This is a genomic window from Martinezella sp. CNPSo 3795, assembly GCF_057784475.1.
The window spans coordinates 294,076-315,437 of record NZ_JBXSOQ010000005.1 but is presented as its reverse complement, the minus strand read 5'-3'; the positions used below and the strand labels follow the sequence as shown (position 1 = coordinate 315,437).

The 21,362-nt window shown below is 61.2% G+C and carries 22 protein-coding genes; 7 read left to right on the top strand and 15 right to left on the bottom strand.

Annotated elements, in window-relative coordinates:
* Positions 1 to 2 precede the first annotated feature (2 nt).
* The 8 genes from AC13QY_RS17225 to AC13QY_RS17190 all read right to left on the bottom strand — a co-directional run bounded on the left by AC13QY_RS17225 (position 3) and on the right by AC13QY_RS17190 (position 9,289).
* A complete protein-coding gene (locus tag AC13QY_RS17225) occupies positions 3 to 1,112 on the bottom strand; it encodes an imelysin family protein (protein ID WP_113389990.1) in 1,110 nt (369 codons plus the stop codon).
* Complete coding sequence (locus AC13QY_RS17220; protein ID WP_113390066.1) at positions 1,112 to 2,671, bottom strand: di-heme oxidoreductase family protein; 1,560 nt, start codon at positions 2,669 to 2,671, stop codon at positions 1,112 to 1,114. Before AC13QY_RS17220 ends, AC13QY_RS17225 begins: the two co-directional genes overlap by 1 nt.
* A 45-nt stretch (positions 2,672 to 2,716) precedes the next feature.
* On the bottom strand, positions 2,717 to 4,006 hold the full coding sequence (locus AC13QY_RS17215) for an imelysin family protein (RefSeq protein ID WP_113389991.1): 1,290 nt from the start codon (positions 4,004 to 4,006) through the stop codon (positions 2,717 to 2,719).
* Between the two features lie 220 nt (positions 4,007 to 4,226).
* Positions 4,227 to 5,516, bottom strand: coding sequence for an RsmB/NOP family class I SAM-dependent RNA methyltransferase (locus tag AC13QY_RS17210; protein ID WP_113389992.1), 1,290 nt, complete (start codon positions 5,514 to 5,516; stop codon positions 4,227 to 4,229).
* A 208-nt stretch (positions 5,517 to 5,724) separates the two neighbouring features.
* On the bottom strand, positions 5,725 to 6,093 hold the full coding sequence (locus AC13QY_RS17205) for a septal ring lytic transglycosylase RlpA family protein (RefSeq protein ID WP_113389993.1): 369 nt from the start codon (positions 6,091 to 6,093) through the stop codon (positions 5,725 to 5,727).
* A gap of 398 nt (positions 6,094 to 6,491) precedes the next feature.
* Positions 6,492 to 7,364, bottom strand: a complete 873-nt coding sequence (locus tag AC13QY_RS17200) for an SDR family oxidoreductase (protein WP_488493766.1) — start codon at positions 7,362 to 7,364, stop codon at positions 6,492 to 6,494.
* Positions 7,364 to 8,521, bottom strand: coding sequence for a tRNA epoxyqueuosine(34) reductase QueG (gene queG, locus AC13QY_RS17195; protein WP_152095611.1), 1,158 nt, complete (start codon positions 8,519 to 8,521; stop codon positions 7,364 to 7,366). The genes AC13QY_RS17200 and queG overlap by 1 nt, the downstream gene beginning before the upstream one ends.
* 75 nt (positions 8,522 to 8,596) lie before the next feature.
* Positions 8,597 to 9,289 (bottom strand): glutathione S-transferase family protein, encoded by a 693-nt coding sequence (locus tag AC13QY_RS17190; RefSeq protein ID WP_015338534.1) that lies wholly within the window; start codon positions 9,287 to 9,289, stop codon positions 8,597 to 8,599.
* Between the two features lie 151 nt (positions 9,290 to 9,440).
* On the opposite strand from AC13QY_RS17190, the gene AC13QY_RS17185 reads away from it, so the two are divergent.
* Complete coding sequence (locus AC13QY_RS17185; protein ID WP_069611073.1) at positions 9,441 to 10,238, top strand: undecaprenyl-diphosphate phosphatase; 798 nt, start codon at positions 9,441 to 9,443, stop codon at positions 10,236 to 10,238.
* A 69-nt stretch (positions 10,239 to 10,307) separates the two neighbouring features.
* Here AC13QY_RS17185 and AC13QY_RS17180 read toward each other — a convergent pair whose 3' ends face one another.
* The 7 genes from AC13QY_RS17180 to dnaN all read right to left on the bottom strand — a co-directional run bounded on the left by AC13QY_RS17180 (position 10,308) and on the right by dnaN (position 15,341).
* Positions 10,308 to 10,472, bottom strand: coding sequence for a hypothetical protein (locus AC13QY_RS17180; RefSeq protein WP_047628464.1), 165 nt, complete (start codon positions 10,470 to 10,472; stop codon positions 10,308 to 10,310).
* 287 nt (positions 10,473 to 10,759) lie between these two features.
* Positions 10,760 to 11,740, bottom strand: a complete 981-nt coding sequence (locus AC13QY_RS17175; RefSeq protein ID WP_113329915.1) for a complex I NDUFA9 subunit family protein — start codon at positions 11,738 to 11,740, stop codon at positions 10,760 to 10,762.
* A gap of 112 nt (positions 11,741 to 11,852) precedes the next feature.
* The gene (locus tag AC13QY_RS17170) at positions 11,853 to 12,140 is read right to left on the bottom strand and encodes a DUF1330 domain-containing protein (RefSeq protein WP_113329916.1); all 288 of its coding nucleotides are present in this window, start codon (positions 12,138 to 12,140) and stop codon (positions 11,853 to 11,855) included.
* Positions 12,141 to 12,167: 27 nt separating this feature from the next.
* The gene (gene pyrF, locus AC13QY_RS17165) at positions 12,168 to 12,860 is read right to left on the bottom strand and encodes an orotidine-5'-phosphate decarboxylase (protein ID WP_113329917.1); all 693 of its coding nucleotides are present in this window, start codon (positions 12,858 to 12,860) and stop codon (positions 12,168 to 12,170) included.
* Position 12,861: 1 nt separating this feature from the next.
* Positions 12,862 to 13,449 carry a histidine phosphatase family protein gene (locus AC13QY_RS17160; RefSeq protein WP_269245540.1) on the bottom strand — a complete coding sequence of 196 codons (588 nt, stop codon included), beginning with the start codon at positions 13,447 to 13,449 and terminating at the stop codon, positions 12,862 to 12,864.
* A gap of 19 nt (positions 13,450 to 13,468) precedes the next feature.
* Positions 13,469 to 14,062 carry a phospholipid N-methyltransferase PmtA gene (pmtA, locus tag AC13QY_RS17155; protein WP_269245541.1) on the bottom strand — a complete coding sequence of 198 codons (594 nt, stop codon included), beginning with the start codon at positions 14,060 to 14,062 and terminating at the stop codon, positions 13,469 to 13,471.
* Between the two features lie 160 nt (positions 14,063 to 14,222).
* On the bottom strand, positions 14,223 to 15,341 hold the full coding sequence (gene dnaN, locus AC13QY_RS17150; RefSeq protein WP_113329920.1) for a DNA polymerase III subunit beta: 1,119 nt from the start codon (positions 15,339 to 15,341) through the stop codon (positions 14,223 to 14,225).
* A gap of 252 nt (positions 15,342 to 15,593) precedes the next feature.
* On the opposite strand from dnaN, the gene rsmI reads away from it, so the two are divergent.
* The 6 genes from rsmI (at position 15,594) to AC13QY_RS17120 (ending at position 21,335) form a co-directional block, all read left to right on the top strand.
* On the top strand, positions 15,594 to 16,502 hold the full coding sequence (rsmI, locus tag AC13QY_RS17145; protein ID WP_488493683.1) for a 16S rRNA (cytidine(1402)-2'-O)-methyltransferase: 909 nt from the start codon (positions 15,594 to 15,596) through the stop codon (positions 16,500 to 16,502).
* Entirely contained in the window at positions 16,495 to 16,875 is a 381-nt protein-coding gene (locus tag AC13QY_RS17140; protein WP_246661832.1) for a YraN family protein, read from the top strand. Before rsmI ends, AC13QY_RS17140 begins: the two co-directional genes overlap by 8 nt.
* Positions 16,876 to 16,975: 100 nt before the next feature.
* Complete coding sequence (locus tag AC13QY_RS17135; protein WP_269245543.1) at positions 16,976 to 17,971, top strand: exonuclease/endonuclease/phosphatase family protein; 996 nt, start codon at positions 16,976 to 16,978, stop codon at positions 17,969 to 17,971.
* A gap of 98 nt (positions 17,972 to 18,069) precedes the next feature.
* Positions 18,070 to 18,573: a cupin domain-containing protein gene (locus AC13QY_RS17130; RefSeq protein WP_113329924.1), complete on the top strand. Its 504-nt coding sequence runs from the start codon at positions 18,070 to 18,072 to the stop codon at positions 18,571 to 18,573.
* An 89-nt stretch (positions 18,574 to 18,662) separates the two neighbouring features.
* Entirely contained in the window at positions 18,663 to 19,610 is a 948-nt protein-coding gene (gene gshB / locus AC13QY_RS17125) for a glutathione synthase (RefSeq protein WP_152095607.1), read from the top strand.
* A gap of 192 nt (positions 19,611 to 19,802) precedes the next feature.
* Positions 19,803 to 21,335, top strand: coding sequence for a YifB family Mg chelatase-like AAA ATPase (locus AC13QY_RS17120; RefSeq protein ID WP_069611083.1), 1,533 nt, complete (start codon positions 19,803 to 19,805; stop codon positions 21,333 to 21,335).
* Positions 21,336 to 21,362: the final 27 nt, after the last annotated feature.

The following is a 21,362-nucleotide window of genomic DNA, read 5'->3' as shown; positions in this document are numbered from 1 at the left end:
CCTCAGTCTCCGTCTGCGAAGGAGAAGCCGGCCGAAAGGCCGATGGCGCCGCCGTACTCGTCGCTGAAGCTGGTGGCGAGATCGCGGCTGACGGAGAGCAGCTTGTCGATCTTGGCGCGCTCCGCATCGTTGCCGATGGCCGCCTCAATATCCGGATTGATCGATGACGCTGTCGTGGCAAGCTCATTCAACAAGCTATCGATCTTGGTGGCGACGGCGCGCTTGTCTGCCGGCAGCAGGCTTGCCATGTCGGCCTTTTCCCAGAGCGTCTTCAGGCCCTCGATATTGCCCGTAAACGAGGTCCATGTATTGGCCGAGCGCCAGTAGATCGCCATCTTCGGCCGCGCCGCCGCCGGATCGCCCTTGTAGAAGGTTTCCAGCCGCTGGTCGCGCATATTGGCGGCGCTGTGCACGAGGATGCCGAGCAGTGCAGTGACGGCCTCCTTGTTATCCATGAAATCGTCGCTGGTCTTGCCCGGGAATTTCCAGGATTTCTGCACGCCGTCGGGCGCGTCCCATTCGTCGGCGATTTCCTTGGCGGTGTTTTCGATGTTGCCGGCAACCGCCGCGCCATAGCGGCAGCGGAAGCTCTGCTTCTCCTTGCCGAGGACATCGGAGCCGTTGCCGAAAAGTACATATTCCAGCGCCGTCATGCTCATCAGCGCCACGCTCTTGCCGGCGACGGCTTCGACGGTCGTATCCTGCTCGTCCGCTTTGGCGATCAGCGCCTGTACCTGCTTGAGGCCGACACCCTTGCGGTCGGGATAGAAGAGGATGTGTTCGAAGCGGTTCTGTTCGATGATCGGGCCGGTATCGACGATCTCGATGCGCGACCAGCTCTTCACGGTGTCGCCGAAAGCCGATTTGGCGCCGGAAAGGGTGGCGTCCGTGGGATCGGCGCAAAGCGTCTTCATCGCGACAGTCAGTTTCGAGGCGGAGTCGTGCATGGCGCGGTAGCCGGGACGAATCACGTCATCCACCGCCTTCTGCAGAGTGGCTGGCACCGCTGCCTCATTCAAGCCCGTACCAGCGGTCGTCGCATCCTCGGCATGGGCAGGCAGGGCCGCAACGGTAAGCAGCAGGCCGAACGCAAGGCATTTCCATTGGCGCATCAGAGGGACTCCAGAAAGTTGATGAGGGCTTGCCGATCGTCCTTCGAAAGACCGGCGAATGCGTTGCGGGCTTTTTCCGCCTCTCCTCCATGCCAGAGGATGGCTTCGGTCAATGTCCGGGCGCGGCCGTCATGCAGATAGGCCTGCCGGCCGCTTACCGTCTGTGTCAGGCCTATACCCCAGAGCGGCGGCGTGCGCCAATCGCGACCGGATGCCACGCCCACCTGCTGCCCATCCGAAAGACCTTCGCCCATGTCGTGCAGCAGGAAATCGGAATAGGGCCAGATCAGCTGGAAAGCCTGCGGCGAAACCTTGCCGTCGCTGCCCTTCAAGCCGTCCCGCGTCACGAACTTCGGTGTGTGGCAGGCCGCACAGCCGGAGCGGTAAAACATCTCCTTGCCGTGCAATACGGCGGACTGGCTCGTCGCGCGTCGGGCCGGCACGGCGAGATTTTCGGAATAAAAGGTGACGAGGGGCAGCACGGGATCCGGCGCTTCCGTGTCGCCCAGCCGCTTCTGCACGCCAGTCGGCATTGTCAGGCAGTGGGCTTCCTTGGGCGTGCAGTCGCCATAGGCGTTTGGCCGGTCCGGCGTCGAAATGCCGATATCGGCGGAAAAGGCGTCGGCCACCTGGTCGCGCACGGTGGCGTTCTGTGCTTTCCAGCCGAATCGGCCGAGCGCGATCTTACCAGTGCGATGATCGCGGACGATGGCGGGGCGACCGCGTATGCCGGTGCCTTTCCTGTCGTCCGGGTCGGCATTGGCGAGAATATCGGCATCCGGAATGGCTTCGATCAGCCCGAGCCCGATCATCGGCGGCGCGATACGTGGCGAAAGGGTGGTGCTTGCATCCATCGGCCCGTAGGCGAGATCGCTGACGTCGTAATGGGGCTTGCGCAAGATCACGGTTTCCCCGCCGGCAAGCGTCACCGTCTCCTCGCTATAGCTGACGGTCACCTTGCCTTCGGCCGCAAGGCCGGGGACGGCTAGATCCTGCAGCTGTGCCCCGTACGTCGAATCCGGAAAATTGAGCGCGTGAAAATCCTTGACGGCCTGCTCTTCCTCTGGCGTCACGGCAGGCCGTGCAAGGCGCAAGACCATCGAGGTCGCGGCAGCCCCCGCTTCCTCGGGCGGATGGCCGCGCCCGTCGCGGATATGGCAGCTCTGGCAAGAGCGGGCATTGAACAGCGGCCCCAGGCCGTCGGATGCTTGCGTGGAGGAGGGCGCGGAGACCCAAAGCTTGCGGAAGAGTGCATTGCCGAGATGAAAGTCCTGGCCCTGTTGTGGGTCTAGCTTGGCGGAAGGCTGGGAGAAAATATCGCGCGTGACCTTGTCGATCGAGGTCAGGCCGCCGCCCTGCATCGTTTCATAGGGTTCGGCCTTGAGGAAGTTGCTGGTTGCGCGAGTCACGTCGCGCACGCGCTTCAGCTCTTCCGTAGAGAGATCGCTACGCGTGCTCGGAAAATCGAGAATATCGGCGGCTGCCAGCGTGATGGAAAAAACCAAAAAACCCGCAGCGAGGGCGGGCAAAAGGGCGCGATTGGCCGGGATGCGTGTCATGGGTGTCGGGGCGGCAACGCCTTGTCGCGCTGCCGCCATCCCTTATTATTTCTTGGTGAAGACGGCGTTCGGGTTGTCCAGGCTGTCCGAACCTTCGAGCTTGATCGTGCCGAGATCGAGAGCGGCGATGACCCGCTGGATGCTCTTCGTCTGGTCGAGCAGGCCGTCGATGGCCTTCTGCACGGTGGCGTTGCCTTCCTTGTTGCCCTCGCCGATCATCTGATCGTATTTCTCGACCGTCTCGCCGCGATGCACCATCGCCTTCATGGCGGCAAGCGTCGCGTCGAGCTTGCCTTCCATTTCCTTGTCGAGCGCCGGATCCTTGGCCTTGACCAGATCGTGCAGCGACGGGCCTTTCAGCTTGGTGCCGTCGACGCGAGTGTAATTGCCGGTATAGGCAGACGCGATGCCGATGGCGTCGCCATTGTGCTCGTTATAGGTATTGTCGGAGAAGCAATCCTGCTCTTCTTCCGGATCGTGCAGCAGCAGGCCGAGCTTCATACGCTCGCCGGCAAGCTCACCATAGGAGAGCGAGCCCATGCCGGTCAGGATGGTGGTCAGGCCGGCCTTCGGATCGGCTTCCACATGCTTGGTGGCTTCGCCGTCCGCCGCCCACTTGTCGGTCATCTCCTGCAAATCCGAAACCAGCAGCGTCGAGGCCGATTTCAGATATTCGGCGCGGCGGTCGCAATTGCCGTGCGTGCAATTCTTCAGATCGTAATCGGTGGCGGGACGTTCGCCGGCGCCGGCACCCGTGCCGTGCAGGTCCTGTCCCCACAATAGGAACTCGATGGCGTGATAACCCGTCGCGACATTGGCCTCAACACCGCCGGCCTGATGCAGCGTGCCCGAGAGGAATTCCGGCGTCAGATGCGAGGCGTCGACATCCTTGCCGTTGATCTTGATCGTCTTGTTGGCGATGACGTTCGCGACATAGAGCGCGTTCTCATCGCTTTCCGTGCCGTAGGAGGCGTCGACATAATCGATCAGTCCCTCGTCCAGCGGCCAGGAATTGACCTTGCCTTCCCAATCGTCGACGATCGGGTTGCCGAAGCGGTAGACTTCCGTCTGCGCATAGGGAACACGGGCCTTGATCCAGGCCGCACGTGCCGCCTTCAGCGTCTTGTCGCTGGGGTTGGCGAGCAGAGCGTCGATCGCCTTGTCGAGTGCTTTCGCCGTCGTCAGCGCATCCTCATATTTGGCATGTGCCAGGTCCGCATAATGCTTGAGAACGGCGGCCGGCTCGGGAGCGGCTGCAAGAGCCGGCAGGCTGAATGCGGCGGTCGTGATCACGGCCACCGCGAGCGCGGCGCCAATTCTGTTTTTCAGTTTCATGTTCCTCTCCTGTGACAGCGGGGGCACCGTCAAAACTTGGCAATTTGTGTCATGTATGAAAAACAAACTTGTGTCAAACGCTCTAGTTTAGAACGATTTTAAGGCGAGAGACCAAGGGTTTAACGTCGCAAGCGAAATGGATTCGCTCGCGAATGCGCAGCTATGGGGCGTTTGATATTACGTCGGCAGGGCAGTGGAAGCAGGCTCGCTCGCCGCCAGCTCACATTTTCCGTTGAAGGCGGCTGAAGAAGAAGCCGTCGGTATCTGTGGAGGCCGGTGTCAGGGTAATGGTCTTGCCGTCGGAGGAGCGCGGCTTTGCGGCATCCTTGCCGAACAGCGTCTCCCAGGAGCTCAGGGTTTCCACCACTTCGAAATCCGGATTCTGGGCGGCGAAACGGTTCACCTGTGCCTCATTCTCCTCCGGCAGCACCGAGCAGGTGACATAGAGCAGAGCGCCGCCGGGGCGGACGAATTCGCCGGCCTGCGCCAGGGCTTCCTGTTGCTGGCTGGTGCGTTCGTCGAGGTTTTTCTGTGTCAGCCGCCATTTGGTATCGGGACGCCGCCGCCAGGTGCCGGTGCCGGTGCAGGGAGCATCGACCAGAACCTTGTCGAACTTGCCGCGCAGTTGAAGCAGGCCATTGCGGTCGTCGTGGACCTGAACGTTGCGGGTGCCCGCTCGCTTCAGGCGCTCTATGATCGGTGCCAGCCGCCGCCGGTCGCTGTCATAGGCATGGACCTGGCCCTTGTTGTGCATCGCGGCCGACATGGCGAGCGTCTTGCCGCCACCGCCGGCGCAATAATCAAGCACCTGGTCGCCTTCATCAGGCAGGACCAGATCGGCGACGATCTGCGAGCCTTCATCCTGCACCTCGAACCAGCCCTTCTGGAACGAAAGTTCGGCCGTGACGTTCGGCAGGCGGGAGGCGCCTTCACCGGCCGGAATGCGGATGCCGAAACGGGCGATGTTCGATGGCTGCCCGCCGGCGCGCTCCAGTGCCTTCACGACTTTGGCGCGCTCGGCCTTCAGCGCATTGGCGCGAAGGTCGAGCGTCGGGCGCTCGGCAAGGGCTTTGGCTTCGGCAAGCCAGCCATCGCCGAAGGCTTGGCTGAAGGAGGGCTCGACCCATTCGGGAATATCACCCTGGACGTGACGAGGCGCATCTTCGAGCTTGCGGGCCGCAAAGGCGGCCAATGTTTCGGCGCTCGGCGCCTCGGGTGCGAATTTATCGCCGTCCAGCTCGGCAGCCAGCGCCTCCGGCGTCAGGCCCCATTGGCGGAAGAGTACGGCATGGGCAAGCGCGGACGCGCTGTCGTCTTCCATCAGCCAGGCATGCGAAAGCCGCATGCGCAGGGCGTCATAGACGATGTTGCCGATCGCGGCCCTGTCGCCGGAGCCGGCGAAGCGATGGGCCAGGCCCCAATCTTTCAGGGCATCGGCCACCGGTCGCTTGCGCGCTTCGATATCGGCAAGAACTTCGATGGCCCCCTGCAATCGGCCGCCCAGACGCATTCACACTCTCCTGCTCGCGCATGACCCGGAACCCGTTGGAGCTCATCTTGGGACTCGGCGCCCTACCAAAAATCGCTGACGGCTCGCCAATCCGCGTAAATAGTGCCCAAGGCGGCGGATTTTGAGACGTCTCAATCGCGTGGTAGCCGCGATTGGCCGAGAGAGCAAGCGTCATGCCGATTTGCCGGATGGTTCCGGCTTGCGGCGATTACTTCGAGGCGACGACCTCGTAACAGACTTTGGCGGTACCCGAAGCGACCATGCCGATGTTCTGTGCAGCAGCGCGGGAGAGATCGAGAACACGTCCGCGAATGAAAGGCCCACGGTCGTTGATGCGAACGACGACGCTGCGGCCATTGTGCTTGTTGGTGACCCGGAGGCGCGTGCCGAAGGCGAGCGAACGATGGGCGGCAGTAAGATTTCTGGAACTCATACGTTCCCCGGAAGCAGTTCGGGAGCTTCCCCCGTACCATGAAGCGCCTCCGCAGCCAGCGGATGCAAATGCCGGATTCGAAACGACAGCAATGGAGGCGGATATAGTTGCGGCGATTGCCAAAGAACGTGCGATTTTCTTCAAACCGATTTTTCCCTCAAGCTATTGAACTTGCGCCCTGGGTAGGCGGCGGGGCTTAAATCAGGCCAAAAATGGCGAAAAAGTGCCACCATCGATCACGGAATGTTACAATCTGTAATATTTGTGATGTTAAGGGAATACTAGGGCTATTCAGCGGATTTGCTTGATTGTGGAAAAAACCCAATAAAATCAGTTAAAAATGGAACGAATTTTCTCGTAAGCATCGACCGATGCCAGGCATCACAAAAATCGGAAAAATAATTTTCCGGCTTTGCCATAATCACTGCCGCACTTGTGCAATTTTAGAGGTCATTAACCATAAATGCGGAGCAAATTGAACTAAGGCAGCCGGCTAAGTAGGAATTTTCATGCGATATAGCGGGGATACCGGGAGCGATTTCTCAGCCGCGCCATGCTCCAGAGGACCAGAGTTCGGCAAGTGACATGCGATACTCTGGATAGCGGAACTGGAAGCCGAGCGCGCGCAGTTTCGCGTTCGAAACGCGCTTGTTCTCGCCATAGAAGGAGCGTGCCATCGGCGTCAGCTCAGCTGTTTCGAAAGGCTGTTCCGGTGGCGGTTCGACGCCCATCAGGCGGGCGGCCTCGGCAACGACATCCTGCGGCGGTGCAGGTTCGTCATCGGTGACATTATATATGCCGCCGAGCTTGCGATCGGACAGGAAGCGGGCACATGCGCCGATATCCTCGACGCGGATGCGATTGAACACCTGGTTCGCCTTGATGAGCCGCCGGGCGGTTCCCTTTTCCAGATTGCAGAAGGCATTGCGGCGCGGGCCGTAAATGCCGGAAAGCCGCAGCACGGCAACGGGGAGGCCGAGCCGGATGCCGACGCGCAGCCAGCCGTCTTCTGCCTCTACCCGCTCGACGGAGCGATCGGCGATTGGATGCAGTGATGTCTGCTCGCTGACCCAAGCGCCCTTATGGTCGCCATAGACCCCGACGGTCGAGAGATAGCAGATCCATTCCAGCTTCGGCATCAATGCCTTGAGATTGAGCTGCGCCAGCCGCAGTAGCGGATCGCCTGATTTGCCCGGTGCGATCGATTGCACCAGATGCGTGGCGCTTTGCATCGCCTCCGAGAGAGCCGGGTCGAGGGTCTCGCCATCGAAGACGAAGGCTTCGATGCCATCTTTCGTCAGCTGCTCGGCCTTGTCGGCGGAGCGGGTGGTGCCGGTGATGCGAATGCCGGAGCCGGCGAAAGCCTTGGCGATGGCCGTTCCGGAATATCCGCAGCCGAAAATCATCACATGCATCACGATACCCCTGCCAGTTTCCATTCGGCGCGGACTTCTTCGTCCGCCTCGTCATTTCTTTCTGCCGCAAACGCGTGGAATTCGCCAGCCGTCATCAGCCGGGACAGCGCCCAGACCGCCATGCCGCGCACGACTGGCGAGGGGTCTCCAGCCAGTTGGCGACATCTCTCTATAAGGAAGCGATCGCGCGAATTGCCGGCAGCGATCAGCACATTGCGGATGAAGCGGTCGCGACCGATACGCTTGACCGGCGAACCGCTGAAGAATGTGCGGAAGCTTGCATCATCCAGATCGAGCAGGAAGGCGATGGACGGTTCCTTGAGATCGTCCCGAGCCACCAGCTTCATCTCCGAGGCGGCACTGGCGAACTTGTTCCAGGGGCAGGCGGCAAGACAGTCGTCGCAGCCGTAGATGCGGTTGCCGATCAACGGCCGAAGCTCAGGATCGATCGGACCCTTGTGCTCAATGGTCAGATAGGAAATGCAGCGACGCGCATCGAGCTGATAGGGGGCCGGGAAGGCAGCGGTCGGGCAGACGTCGAGGCAGGCCCGGCAGGAGCCGCAATGGTCAATCTCCGGCTCATCGGGCTCGAGATCGGCCGTGGTGAACATCGAGCCGAGAAAGAGCCAGGAGCCAAAGCCACGGCTGACCAGATTCGTGTGCTTGCCCTGCCAGCCGAGGCCGGCAGCCGCTGCGAGAGGCTTCTCCATGACCGGCGCCGTATCGACGAAGACCTTGACGTCCTCTTTCGAGCGCGCCGCGAAGCGGGTGGCGATCTCCTTCAGCCGTCCTTTTATGACATCGTGGTAGTCACGGTTCCGGGCGTAGACCGATATTGCCGCCTTATCCCTCTTCTCCAGGATGCCGCGCGGGTCTTCTTCGGGGCCGTAATTGAGGCCGAAGACGACGATGGACCGCGTCTCGCTCCAGAGTACGCGCGGATCGCCTCGGCGGTCGCGGGTCTCCTCCATCCAGCCCATGGTGCCGTGATAGCCCTTGTCGAGAAACTGGCTGAGCCGGACGGCCGCTTCCGGAATGGCATCCGGCCTGGTGATGCGACAGAGATCGAAACCCTGAGCACGCGCTTCCTCTCGCACGAAAGCCGTCAGCGTGCTTCTGCGCTTGTCCACTTTTTCCGTTTCGCGATCATCGGGCATATCGAGCCCTCGTCATAGCAATTCCAGGATAAGGTGCGTTAGCGGTTTTCCGTTCGGAATTGCGTGAAAAACGCCCTAGAAATCCAGATCGGCGTAATGTGAGACCGGGGTGACACCGCGCACACGCTCCGCCAGGATTGGCCGGAAGGAAGGGCGCGACTTCAGCCGCTGATACCATTCCTTGGCAACAGGCGATTCCGTCCAGTCGATCTCGCCCAGATAATCTAGCACGGAAACCGAGGCCGCGGCGGCAAGATCGGCATAGCTCAGCCGTTCGCCGGCCAGCCACTGCCGCGAACCTGCGAGCCAGGAGAGATACTTCATATGCTGGCGGATATTGCCGCGCGCCATGCGCATGACTTTGGAATCGGGCGCGCCGCCGCCCTGTTCGGCGGTCATCTGAAGCTTGAAGACGCGCTCGCGCGTCAGCGGCCGCGTCACATCCTGCTCCATCTTCTGCATGAACCATTCCGTCAGCCGGCGGATTTCGGCGCGCTGGAACGGATCTTCGGCCAGAAGCCGGCGATCGCGCTTCAGAACGCCGTGTGTCTCGTCGAGATATTCGGAGATGACCGAAGCGCCGCAGAGCGCCCGCATGCTGTCATCGACGTAGACAGGCAGGGTGCCAGCCGGGTTCAGCGCCAGGAAATCGCGGCGCTTTTCCCAGGTCTGTTCCTCGATCAGCTCCGTCTGATAGCCATATTCCGTCAGGATCAGACGAACGAACCGGGAGGAAGATGACATTGGGTGATGATACAGCGTCGGCATTGGTACTCGGGTGTTTCTGATTGATGCTACGGAAGTCTTTTCGGTCGCGATCCTGCGGCCCTAGTTATTTGTCATCGGTTGAAGCTATAGGATCTTGGCCTAGTTTGCACAAGCGAATCGGGCCGCCCTGCCGTTAGACAAAGGACACGATATGGCTGAACAAATTGTTATCGCGTTGGTTTTAGGCCTTGTAGAGGGGCTTACGGAGTTCATTCCGGTCTCCTCGACAGGCCATCTGATACTGCTTGGACATTTTCTCGGCTTCAAATCGGCCGGTACTTTTGAAGTTTTGATCCAGCTCGGCGCGATTCTCGCCATTCTGCTTGTCTATTTCAATCGCCTCGTCCAGATCGCCAAGGCGCTCCCCGTCAGCGCCAAGGCCCGTCACTTCGTGCTCGCCGTCCTGTTCGGCTTTCTGCCTGCTGCCGTCATCGGCGCACTGGCGCATGATTTCATCAAGACCGTGCTGTTCGATTCGCCGAAGGTCATCTGTATCTCGCTGATCCTCGGCGGCATCGTTCTGCTCGTCATCGACAGGATCGAGTTCAAGCCGAAATACACCAGCGCCTACGAATTTTCCTGGCCCATGGCGGTCAAGATCGGCTTCTTCCAGTGCCTGGCCATGATCCCGGGAACGTCGCGCTCCGGTTCCACCATCGTCGGTGCCCTGCTGCTCGGTGCCGATAAGCGTTCGGCCGCCGAGTTTTCCTTCTTCCTCGCCATGCCGACAATGGTCGGCGCCTTCACGCTGGATTTGTGGAAGAGCCGCCACGATCTCAGCTTCGCCGATGGTCAGCTGATCGTCATCGGCTTCTTCATGGCCTTCATCTCGGCGCTCTTTGTCGTGCGCGCGCTGCTCGACTTCGTATCCCGCCGTGGTTACGCCCCCTTCGCATGGTGGCGCATTGCAGTCGGCGCAATCGGTCTCATCGGTCTCTATTTCGGCTGAGACCGACCGTCGAGGCTGATATCCTGGAAAAAGTGAAGGCCGGTCAAAACCGGCCTTTTTCATACCCGATCAGTTCGGGGAGGATGCGTCGATGGAACCCGTCGTGCAGGGGTCGACGCCGTAGGTCGGCGCACATTCGCCCTTGATCGAGGCGATGCTGCCGCGAGCCACGAAGGAGCCTGCGAGAATCACCAGTGCCGCGCACGCAAACAGAAGCGCGATAGACTTGCCCATCGAAGAATGCCTTTCCGCAGAAGTGTGAAGCGCGCCACGGACCGGTCTGTTGTTCGAGTCTGAGACGCGCGGCTGTGTTAGTCAGTGAGATGAGCAATAGCAATAAATGTTCATATTAAATTTGACGTTAATGCTACTATTTCCGCACTGCGTCTTTTAAGCAACGCTGAGCTGTGAATGGCGGCGGCCCGCCAGCTTGCTGGAGCAGGTTTCTGCCGTTGAGGAGCAATAAAAAACGCCGCCCAGCAAAGCCGGGCGGCGCATGAATTCGTGGAACAGCCGAATCGTCAGGCGGCTTTGCCAGAGCCGGTGAACTGGCCCTGCGGACGGTAGCGCACCAGATAGGACGGCAGCACGGAGACGAGCAATGTCGGCAGCAGGCCGATGCCCTTCAGAGTGCGTCCTTCCGCTTCCGCCTGCTGGGAAACGACGTTGTCGCTCTTCAGCAGCGTTACCTGATCGGCGGTGATTGGCGGCTTGATCAGCGGCACCAGCGAGGCGATCGAGCCGATCAGCGAAGCCAGGCCGAACGGAATGGAGACGAGCGACTTCTTCCGGTTGATGACGGCAAGCGTGGTCTCGAGACATTCGCGGAAGGACAACACTTCCGGACCGCCGAGCTCATAGGTCGTGCCGGCCTTCAGTTTTCCGTCGACGCTGCGGGCGACGGTTTCCGCGATGTCCTGCACATAGACCGGCTGGAACTTGGTCTTGCCGCCGCCGATCAGCGGCAGGAAGGGCGCGGTGCGCGACATGTCAGCGAACTTGTTGAAGAATTCATCTTCCGGACCGAACACGATCGAAGGACGCAGAATGATTGCATCAGGCTTGATCGACAGGACGGCGGCTTCCGCGCGAGCTTTAGTGCGGGCATAGGCCGAGGGCGAATTGGCATCGGCGCTGAGGGAGGAAATATGCGTCAGCGAAGCGCCGGCATTGCGGGCGGCTTCCGCAATCGCCTTGGCACCGAATTCCTGTACAGCGTCGAACGTGTTGCGGCCGCTTTCGGCGAGAATGCCGACGCAGTTGACGACATGCTGAGCGCCTTCAACGGCACGGTCGATGGAATTGCGGTAGCGCACATTGGCCTGGACGATCGAAATCTGGCCGAGATTGCCGAGCGGCTGCAGGAAACCGGCAAGATCGGGGCGGCGAACAGCGACACGGATGCGATAGCCGCGCTTGGCAAGCGCACGCACGGTGTGTCGCCCGATGAAACCTGATCCTCCGAACACGGTGACGAGCGGCGGGAGGTTGGACAGGGTCATGGCAGGCTCCTCGAAAGGCTTTGATTGGGCTTATCTGGTTTCGTCTTAGCCGATCCGCGCGCCGAGGTGAAGTGCTATCGCGCTGCATTGCAGCGTCGGCTTTTCAAGCGATTTAAACCCCTTCGACGACCACCATTTCCGCGTCTGCCACCTGCTGCCGGATTTTGGCCGCGATCTGGTATTCCGGCGAATTATAGCAATCGACGGCGTGCTGCAGCGACGGGAATTCGATAACGACGTTGCGGCCGCGTGCCTGTCCCTCGAGCGGCGTAAACGCGCCGCCGCGCGCGAGGAAATTCGCGCCGTATTTCTCGAAGGCGTGCTTCGCGGCGGCGACGTAGTCCTTGTAGCGCTCGGGGTCGCGGACATCCACGCGCGCGATCCAATATCCCTTTGCCATCTCGACCTCCCTGATTGTTGTGGTGGTTTAAAGTGCAGCGTCCATTTCGGCGAGAATGGCGTGGGCGGCTTGCCTCGGATCGGCCGCCTTGACGATCGGCCGTGCGACGACGAGATGGCTCGAGCCAGCCTTGATGGCAGCGGCCGGCGTCATCACGCGCTTCTGGTCGCCCTTATCGCTCCCTGCCGGGCGGATGCCAGGGGTCACCAGCGCCATATCCGGCCCGATGATCTTGCGGACGGCGGCGGACTCTTCGGCCGAGCAGACGATGCCGCCCATGCCGGCCAGATGGGCCTGTTCGGCCCGGCGCAGCACCAGCGTATGCGGGTCATATTCGTAACCGGCGGCGATCAGATCGCCTTCGTCCATCGAGGTCAGCACGGTGACACCGAGCAGGCAGAGGTCGGAGCCCTTCGCCGCTTCGACAGCCGCCTTCATGGCTTTCGGATAGGCGTGCAGCGTCAGCATCGACATGCCCATCTTGACGATGTTCTCCACGCCGGAGGCGACAGTATTGTCGATGTCGAGCAGCTTCATATCGAGGAAGATCTTCTTGCCGCTGGCGGCAAGGTCGCGCGCGAATTCCAGGCCGCCGGCAAAGGCGAGCTGATAGCCGATCTTGTAATAGAGAATATCGTCGCCGAGGGCGCCGACCACTTTTTCGGCCTCCTGAAGGTTTGGAACATCCAGTCCAACGATCAAGCGGTCGCGTGCGGTCATATCAAGCCCATCCCATCCAATCTTCCATGGGTGTCCAGTCGCATGAGACGGCGCGCTTCGCAAGATCGAAACAGAAAAGATTGCCGCCTCCTGGCGGTTGATCCCCCTGCCGCGCGATCGGCTTTCCCTCCAGATGGCATTTCAGCAGCGTGCCGACGCCTCCATGGCCGACGAAGGCGATCGGCGCGTTCGGATCGTGCCGCACAAGAACGGCCTCGACATTGGAGACGATTCTCACCTGCGCATCGATGGCGCGCTCCCAGCCCTTGAAGCTCTCATGCGGGTTGGCGAAGAACCAGTCCGCTGCTTTCTCGAACTCCGGCGGCGCTAGAAAACCTGTGGCACTGCGGTCGTTTTCATGCATGGCCTCGATGACCTCGATCGGCGCACCGCTTGCCGTCGCCAGAGCCTCGGCCGTTTCGATCGCCTTGCGCTCGCCGCTGGAGACGATGAGGCTCAGCTTGCCCGCCCAAGGCCGGCTCGCCGCCAGCCGCGCCCGCTCGGCGCCAATGTCGGACAAGCCCCATTGCGGCACCGGCACATTCGGGTCGATGCGCACCTGCGGATGCGTAATATAAAGAGCGTACATGGATCTCTCAGCGATTGCCTCAGCCGCGGCTATAGACCCATAGCTGGGCCGGCGGAATATTGCGGACGATGAAATCGTAGTGGCGGATATGATAGCGATCCGGCTTGGCGATGATCGGCGAGACCGGGCCGTAGGAGATCTGCACCACCGGCCGGCCGGCCGGCATGCGATCCAGCAGGCTTTCCAGCAACGCGACGCGCGCCTTCATTGGGAAATTGAGGAGAGGAATGCCGGAGACGACGGAATCGAAGGTCTGCCCGCGCAGTACGCCGAGCGTCTTATCGAGATCGAAGGCATCGCCATTGATGAAATTGACGCCGGGGTAACGGCGGACGAGATGATTGTAGAAATCGGTGGAATATTCGATGGCGACGAGATTTTGCGGCTCTACACCGCGTTCGAGGATCGCCTTGGTGATCGCCCCGGTTCCCGGCCCAAGCTCCAGCACAGGCAGACCTGATTGCGGGTTGATGACACTAGCCATCTTGCGGGCCGTGATCGACGACGTAGGAACGATCGAGCCGACGGTCTTGGGGCCTTGCATCATGCCCTTGAAGAAGCGGATCTCCTCGTCGAATTTCTTGCCTAGCCGTTCCTTGAGACGCAGCGCCATGCTCTCCCCCCATCAGATGTTACCGTCGCGACTTACATATTGCTTCTCTAGGATCTTGCAACGGAATGACGCAATAACAAGAGAAAATGTCGCAATCGACAAAAGACCAAATAAAAGCGCCCTTGCGTAGGTTAAACGCATGAAGGGCGCTTTAGTTTCGCTACACCCGCATCGGCATCAGCACATAAAGCGCGTCGTCGCCAGCCGTGTCGCGGATGAGCGTCGGCGAACCGGCGTCGGCCAGCAGGAATATGGCCGCGTCGCCGGAAAGCTGCGCGGTAATGTCGAGCAGGTATTTGGCGTTGAAGCCGATTTCCATCGGGTCCATCTCGTAACCGACGGCAACCTCCTCGGTCGCGCTGCCCGAATCCGGATTGTTGACGGTCAGCAGCAGCTGGCCGTCAGACAGAGCTAGCTTCACAGCCCGGCCGCGCTCCGAAGAGATCGTCGACACGCGGTCGACGGCCTGGGCGAAGGTCTGGCAATCGACCCGCATTTCCTTGTCATTGTTGGCCGGAATAACGCGCTGATAGTCCGGGAAGGTGCCGTCGATCAGCTTCGAGGTCATGACGATGGAGCCGATGGTCAGGCGGATCTTCGCGTCGGAGACTTCGACGGTCACGATCGCATCCGGCGTGTCCACGAGCTTCTGCAGTTCACCCACCGTCTTGCGCGGGATGATGATCCCGGGCATGCCTTCGGAGCCAGAGGGAGCGCTGACATCGGCGCGTGCCAAGCGATGGCCGTCCGTGGCGACGGCCCTGAGCTTCAGGTCGCCGCCGCTTTCGATTGTATGGAAGAAGATGCCGTTGAGATAGTAACGCGTCTCTTCCGTGGAGATCGCAAACTGCGTGCGGTCGATGAGCATCTTCAGATCGCTCGCCTTCAGCTTGAAGGAATGGCTGAAGCTGCCGGCAGTGAGATCCGGGAAATCGGATTCCGGCAGGCATTGCAGCGAGAACTTCGAGCGCCCGGAGGCAACCGTCATCGAGCTGCCATCGGTGTTGGTGGCGAGAAGCACTTCCGAGCCGTCGGGAAGCTTGCGCACGATATCATAGAGCAGATGCGCGGGAACCGTTGTGGCGCCGGCCTGTTCGACATTCGCGGGCGTTGCCTCAGTGATTTCGAGATCGAGGTCTGTCGCCTTCATGTCGAGGTTCGTGCCATCGGCCTTGAGCAGCACATTGGACAGGATCGGGATCGTGTTGCGACGCTCGACCACGCGATGCACGTGGTTCAGCGACTTCAGGAGGTTCGACCGCTCAATTGTAATACGCATGGATGCTACCGCTTTCGACCGTGACTAGCCGGGCGGCCCGAGGCGCCCGAGCGACATGTTTTCGGACAAGGCCCGAAAGATTGGACAGGCAACTTGGCAGACTTCTCCATCCGAATGCAAGAGGCATAGACGTTTTGCCTAGCGCCAATTCGCCATTTCGACGGCAATGCTCCACAGGAATTGCACCGCTCTTGCCGTCTGTGCGCACCTCGCCCATAAAGGCTGCTTATCCGAGATGAATTCAGGACCGGCATGAGCGAAGACCAATCAGGCAGCGGAGCGCGCAGTTTCCGCCTGCACAACAATCAGATCCCGGCCCGCCCTCTCGAACCGGCGCTCTATCTGGTCGCCACCCCGATTGGCAATCTCGGCGACATCACGCTGAGGGCGCTAGAAACGCTGGCCGGTGCCGATGTGCTCGCCTGCGAGGATACGCGCGTGACGCGCGTCCTGCTCGATCGCTATGGCATACAGAACAAGCCCTATGCCTATCACGAATACAATGCCGATGAGGCCGGTCCGCGGCTGCTGCAGGCTCTGGAAGCCGGCCGATCTGTTGCATTGGTCTCCGATGCCGGCACGCCGCTTGTCTCCGATCCCGGCTATCGCCTTGCGGTGCAGGCGATCGAAGCGGGATACAAGGTCGTGCCCATTCCCGGCGCCTCGGCCCCTCTGGCTGCTCTCGTCGGCTCCGGCCTGCCGAACGATGCCTTCTTCTTTGCCGGTTTCCTGCCTGCCAAGGACAAGGGCCGCCGCGACCGTCTGGCCGAACTGGCAGCGGTGCCGGCGACCCTCATCTTCTTTGAATCGCCGCATCGCATTGCCGCCACCCTTGCCGCCGCCGCCGATGTGCTTAGCGGTGAGCGCGCGGGCGCCGTCTGCCGCGAGCTGACGAAGACCTTCGAGGAATTCCGGCGCGGCACATTGTCCGAACTCGCGTCATTCTATGACGCGGTCGACAATGTGAAGGGCGAGATCGTCTGGCTTGTGGGACCGCCAGCGGAAAGCGTTGCGGCAGAGGCCGATGTCGATGCCATTCTCGCCGATCTCTCAGGGACGATGCCGACAGCCAAGGCCGCGACCGAGGCTGCGCGCCTCACCGGCCTGCCGCGAAAGGAGCTGTACCAGCGCCTGCTCGACATGAAGGAGCGCCATGGCTGATATGAAGCCCGGGTCCGGCGAGAAGCTGAAGCGGCAAAAGGCTTGGCGTCGCGGCCATGTGGCCGAATATCTCGCGGCTGCCTTCCTGATGCTCAAGGGCTATCGCATCCTGGCCGTCCGCCACCGCACCAAGCTCGGTGAAATCGATATCGTCGCCCGCAAGGGTGATCTCGCCATCTTTGTCGAGGTCAAGTCGCGGCGCGGCGCACAGGAGGCGATCGATGCAGTTTCCCTCTCGTCGCAAAACCGCATCCGTGCTGCGAGCGACCTATGGCTCGCCCGACAGCCGGATTTTGCCCGCCTGTCGCAACGCTATGACATCGTCGCCATGCTGCCCGGCCGCTGGCCGCAGCATTTTCCGGATGCGTTTTGAACACGGCGTTACAGGACCGTCATAAAATCAGCCTATTGCCGGACCGATAAGCGTTTGCGATTTCCGCCGCGCTCACAATGCTATTTCGACAGGCTTCAATATGATCCGCAACACCGTTTCCGCATTCACCGTTCCCTCGCAGGAAGAGCGCAAGAGCTTTATTTCACTCGAAAAGACCGCGGTCGTTCACGCCGAGAAGCTTGCATCGCTCGCCTGCCTGAATACGGTGCGCATCGGCGGGGCGGATGCCAAGGTCGAGGCTCTCTCCTTCCCCTTTACCGTCGCAGCCTGGAATCTCGAGCGCTGCCTCTTTCCCGAGGAAAGCGCGGCCAAGCTGCGGGAAACCGGCGCGCCGCTGATCCAGCTGTCGGAAATGGATCTGGGCATGGCCCGCACCGAACAGCGCGACCCGACGGCGATCATCGCCGGCGAACTCGGCATGAACTACGCCTATGGTGTCGAATTCCTCGAACTCAGTCTCGGTTCGGAAATCGAACGCTCCTACTGCAAGGACGATTTCAACGAGAAGGGCTTTCATGGCAACGCCCTGATGGCCTCCGTCGCCCTAAAGGATGCCTTCATGATCCGCTTACCCGGCGAAGCCGTCTGGTTCAACGACAGCAACGAGCAGCCGCGCATTGGCGATCGTTGCGCTGTCGGCGCCATTGTTGAGACAGAAGCTGGTCCCATGATTGCCGTTTCCGTTCATCTCGAAAGTGTCGCAACCGCTGCCTATCGCGAGCGGCAGTTGGCGGCGTTGATCGATGAAGTCGAGGCCTTCGCACCCGGTCTGCCGATCTTGATCGGCGGCGATCTCAACACCGGCAATCACACCGGTGGCGATTATTCGACCGATACCCTATTCGCCATGGCCGAAGGCCGTGGTTTCGAATGCCATGGCGGACCGCTCGATCAGACAAGCACGCGCCCGAGCCTGATCACGCGCTTTCCCGATCGCACCATGAAGCTCGACTGGTTCATCACCCGCAGCTTGAAGGTCGGCGAAAGCCACCTTGTTTCCTCCCTGAACGGAGAAGGCAAGCCGCTCTCCGACCACGATATGGTCGTCTGCACAATCGAGGGTTTTTCCGCCTGATCGCTGCAATCGTTAAAATGCGCTCGGTTTCATGAACTTTCCCCTTACCCGTTCCATGCGATGAGATCGCAGACGCACATGGAATTTTGGGGGATTGCATGGTCTTGAAACTGATGTTGGCGAGCATGGCGGCCTTTGCCACCCGTGCCGCGCCGGTCGTGCTCGCGATGCCGCAGTCGAAAAGCTTCGTGGCGGGCGCCAGCAACGAAATGGAAATGAAGCCATCGCCGATCGAACCCTCCTGGGTTTTGTCGGGGAATCCGGTCGCCCGTATCGCCGAGCACTCGCGGGGGCAGGACGATGCCGCAATGACGGCGCTGTGGGATTGCACCGCGGGCGAGTTCCGCTGGTATTTCGGCTGGGACGAAACGGTGATGATCCTTGAGGGCGAGGTGCATATCACCACGGAAGATGGCGTCGAGCGGACGCTCAGCGCCGGCGATGTCGCTTATTTTGCCGGTGGCACCTGGGCGACATGGCGCATCGATCGCTACCTGCGCAAGGTTGCCTTTCTGCGCAAGCCGTTCCCGAAGCCTCTGACCATGGCTTATCGCCTGCGCAACTTCGTCCGCCAGGGCGGCGCACAAGGCCTTGCTGCCTAAGCGGCCACTTGAGGGAAGCCATTGAATAGCCGTTGCGTTTGGATGCAGGCCGACCTACATCTGTCCGCAAATCCGAGCGAGGGCTGACTATGGCTGGTATCAAGAATGTTGCGGTCCAGATGGACCATGTGAAAAGCATCAACATTGCGGGTGACTCCACCTTCGCCATGAGCCTCGAGGCGCAGAACCGGGGCTACAAGCTCTTCCACTATACGCCGGAGCGGCTGAGCATGCGCGACGGCAGGATCTATGCCTCCGTCGAGCCGATGATCCTGCGCGACGTCAAGGGCGATCATTTCGAGCTCGGCGAGCCGGAGCGCGTCGATCTTTCCACCATGGACGTGGTGCTGCTGCGCCAGGACCCGCCATTCGACATGGCTTATATTACCTCGACACATCTGCTCGAGCGCATCCATCCGAAGACGCTCGTGGTCAACGATCCGGCCTGGGTGCGCAACTCGCCGGAAAAGATCTTCGTCACTGAATTCGCCGATCTCATGCCGAAGACGCTCATCACCCGCGATCCGGCTGAAATCCGCCGTTTCCGCGATGAAATGGGCGATATCATCCTGAAGCCGCTCTACGGCAATGGCGGCGCCGGTGTGTTCCACTCGACGCGTGACGACCGCAATCTCTCGTCGCTGCTGGAAATGTTCGGCCAGCTCTTCCGCGAGCCCTTCATTGCCCAGCAATACCTGCCAGACGTGCGCAAGGGCGACAAGCGCATCATCCTCGTCGATGGCGAGGCTGTCGGCGCGATCAACCGCGTGCCGGCCGAGCATGACGCCCGCTCCAACATGCATGTCGGCGGCCGCGCGGAAGCCACCGAGCTGACGGCGCGCGAGAAGGAAATCTGCGCGCGTATCGGCCCAGCCCTCAAGGAGCGCGGCTTCCTGCTCGTCGGCATCGACGTCATCGGCGACTATATGACCGAGATCAACGTGACGTCGCCGACCGGCATCCGCGAAGTCAAGCGTTTCGGCGGCGCCGATATCGCCAGCCTGCTCTGGGATGCGATCGAGGCCAAGCGAGCCTGATCGACAGTTCCCCGCCACGCTTTCGACTGAACGATCTAGTCACCCCCGCATGTCGTTGATTTCGATATGCGGGGTGAAATTTTTGTTCGTTTATTGTTCTTGTTTCATTCTTTGTCTTATGCCAGATTGCAACCCGAAGTTTGCTGATCGGGGCACGTAACGGCAAACGGGTTCGGCGACAGGGGATAGGGAATGGTAGCGCGCGTCAGTACGGTGGCATTTCAGGGCATTGAGGGCGTACCCGTCGAAGTGCAAGTGATGATCGCGCCGGGCAAGGTGCTGATGCATATCGTCGGTCTGCCGGACAAGGCTGTCGCGGAGAGCCGTGAGAGGGTTCAGGCAGCACTACACGCCTCTGGCCTTGCCTTGCCGCCGAAGAAAGTCACTGTCAATCTTGCACCGGCGGACCTGCCCAAAGAGGGCAGTCATTTCGATCTTGCCATCGCGCTTGGTCTGATGGCGGCGCTCGGCGCGATCCCAGCCGATGCCCTGTCCTCCTACACCGTCATCGGCGAACTCAATCTCGACGGCACGATCGCGCCCGTTGCCGGCGCTCTTCCCGCCGCGATCGCCGCCAATGCCATGGGCAAGGGGCTGATCTGCCCGGCCGAAAGCGGACCGGAAGCGGCCTGGGCCGGCAAGGAGATCGATATTCTGGCGCCGCGCAGCCTGATTGCGCTCGCCAATCATTTCCGCGGTACGCAGGTTCTCTCGCGGCCGGAGCCATCCGTTCGCGCCAATGCCGCCAATCTACCCGATCTTGCCGATATCAAGGGCCAGGAAAGCGCCAAGCGCGCGCTGGAAGTGGCGGCCGCCGGTGGCCATAATCTGCTTTTCGTCGGGCCTCCCGGCTCCGGCAAATCCATGCTCGCCTCGCGCCTGCCGTCGATCCTGCCGCCCTTGTCGACCAACGAGTTGCTGGAGGTGTCGATGATCCATTCGATCGCCGGCCAGCTTTCCGGCGGCAAGCTCTCGGACCGGCGGCCCTATCGCGCGCCCCATCATTCCGCCACCATGGCGGCGCTCGTCGGCGGCGGCCTGCGCGCCCGGCCGGGTGAAGTCTCGCTCGCCCATCACGGCATTCTGTTCCTGGACGAGCTGCCGGAGTTTTCACCGCAGGCGCTCGATGCGCTCCGCCAGCCACTGGAAACCGGCGAATGCGTCATCGCCAGAGCAAACCACCGTGTCTCCTATCCGGCCGGCATCCAGCTTGTCGCGGCGATGAACCCGTGCCGCTGCGGCATGGCCGGGGAGCCGGGTCATACCTGCGCCCGTGGGCCGCGTTGCGCTTCCGATTATCAGGGCCGCATTTCCGGCCCCTTGCTCGATCGTATCGATATCCGCATCGACGTGCCGGCGGTCTCCGCCGCCGACCTCATCCGGCCGACAGCCTCGGAAAGCAGCGCCGATGTCGCACTCCGCGTGGCACGCGCCCGCGAGCGGCAGCGGGAACGCTTCGAACGAGCCGGCATGAAGGATGTCAGCACCAATGCCCGCTGCTCGACGGCGATGATCGAAACCATCGCCGAGCCGGATGCCGCCGGCCTGCAATTGCTGCGCGATGCCGCCGAGAAGATGAAATTCTCCGCCCGCGGCTATCATCGCATTCTCAAGGTGGCGCGCACTCTCGCCGATCTCGACGACAAGCCGACCGTCGGGCGCATCCATCTCGCCGAAGCCATCTCCTATCGCATCGCCGGAGAGCGGCTGACCGCGCATGCCTGACAATGCGGGACTCTACAGCATCTGATC

Excerpts from the sequence above, each read along its gene's own strand:
- AC13QY_RS17175 (WP_113329915.1), bottom strand. The coding sequence starts at position 11,740 with ATGACCCTGTCCAACCTCCCGCCGCTCGTCACCGTGTTCGGAGGATCA.
- AC13QY_RS17160 (WP_269245540.1), bottom strand. The coding sequence starts at position 13,449 with ATGTACGCTCTTTATATTACGCATCCGCAGGTGCGCATCGACCCGAAT.
- AC13QY_RS17130 (WP_113329924.1), top strand. The coding sequence starts at position 18,070 with ATGGTCTTGAAACTGATGTTGGCGAGCATGGCGGCCTTTGCCACCCGT.
- pmtA (WP_269245541.1), bottom strand. The coding sequence starts at position 14,062 with ATGGCGCTGCGTCTCAAGGAACGGCTAGGCAAGAAATTCGACGAGGAG.
- dnaN (WP_113329920.1), bottom strand. The coding sequence starts at position 15,341 with ATGCGTATTACAATTGAGCGGTCGAACCTCCTGAAGTCGCTGAACCAC.
- AC13QY_RS17190 (WP_015338534.1), bottom strand. The coding sequence starts at position 9,289 with ATGCCGACGCTGTATCATCACCCAATGTCATCTTCCTCCCGGTTCGTT.
- pyrF (WP_113329917.1), bottom strand. The coding sequence starts at position 12,860 with ATGACCGCACGCGACCGCTTGATCGTTGGACTGGATGTTCCAAACCTT.
- AC13QY_RS17180 (WP_047628464.1), bottom strand. The coding sequence starts at position 10,472 with ATGGGCAAGTCTATCGCGCTTCTGTTTGCGTGCGCGGCACTGGTGATT.
- gshB (WP_152095607.1), top strand. The coding sequence starts at position 18,663 with ATGGCTGGTATCAAGAATGTTGCGGTCCAGATGGACCATGTGAAAAGC.
- AC13QY_RS17135 (WP_269245543.1), top strand. The coding sequence starts at position 16,976 with ATGATCCGCAACACCGTTTCCGCATTCACCGTTCCCTCGCAGGAAGAG.
- AC13QY_RS17220 (WP_113390066.1), bottom strand. The coding sequence starts at position 2,671 with ATGACACGCATCCCGGCCAATCGCGCCCTTTTGCCCGCCCTCGCTGCG.
- AC13QY_RS17215 (WP_113389991.1), bottom strand. The coding sequence starts at position 4,006 with ATGAAACTGAAAAACAGAATTGGCGCCGCGCTCGCGGTGGCCGTGATC.
- AC13QY_RS17210 (WP_113389992.1), bottom strand. The coding sequence starts at position 5,516 with ATGCGTCTGGGCGGCCGATTGCAGGGGGCCATCGAAGTTCTTGCCGAT.
- AC13QY_RS17225 (WP_113389990.1), bottom strand. The coding sequence starts at position 1,112 with ATGCGCCAATGGAAATGCCTTGCGTTCGGCCTGCTGCTTACCGTTGCG.
- AC13QY_RS17200 (WP_488493766.1), bottom strand. The coding sequence starts at position 7,364 with ATGCATGTGATGATTTTCGGCTGCGGATATTCCGGAACGGCCATCGCC.
- AC13QY_RS17185 (WP_069611073.1), top strand. The coding sequence starts at position 9,441 with ATGGCTGAACAAATTGTTATCGCGTTGGTTTTAGGCCTTGTAGAGGGG.
- rsmI (WP_488493683.1), top strand. The coding sequence starts at position 15,594 with ATGAGCGAAGACCAATCAGGCAGCGGAGCGCGCAGTTTCCGCCTGCAC.
- AC13QY_RS17170 (WP_113329916.1), bottom strand. The coding sequence starts at position 12,140 with ATGGCAAAGGGATATTGGATCGCGCGCGTGGATGTCCGCGACCCCGAG.
- AC13QY_RS17120 (WP_069611083.1), top strand. The coding sequence starts at position 19,803 with ATGGTAGCGCGCGTCAGTACGGTGGCATTTCAGGGCATTGAGGGCGTA.
- AC13QY_RS17140 (WP_246661832.1), top strand. The coding sequence starts at position 16,495 with ATGGCTGATATGAAGCCCGGGTCCGGCGAGAAGCTGAAGCGGCAAAAG.
- queG (WP_152095611.1), bottom strand. The coding sequence starts at position 8,521 with ATGCCCGATGATCGCGAAACGGAAAAAGTGGACAAGCGCAGAAGCACG.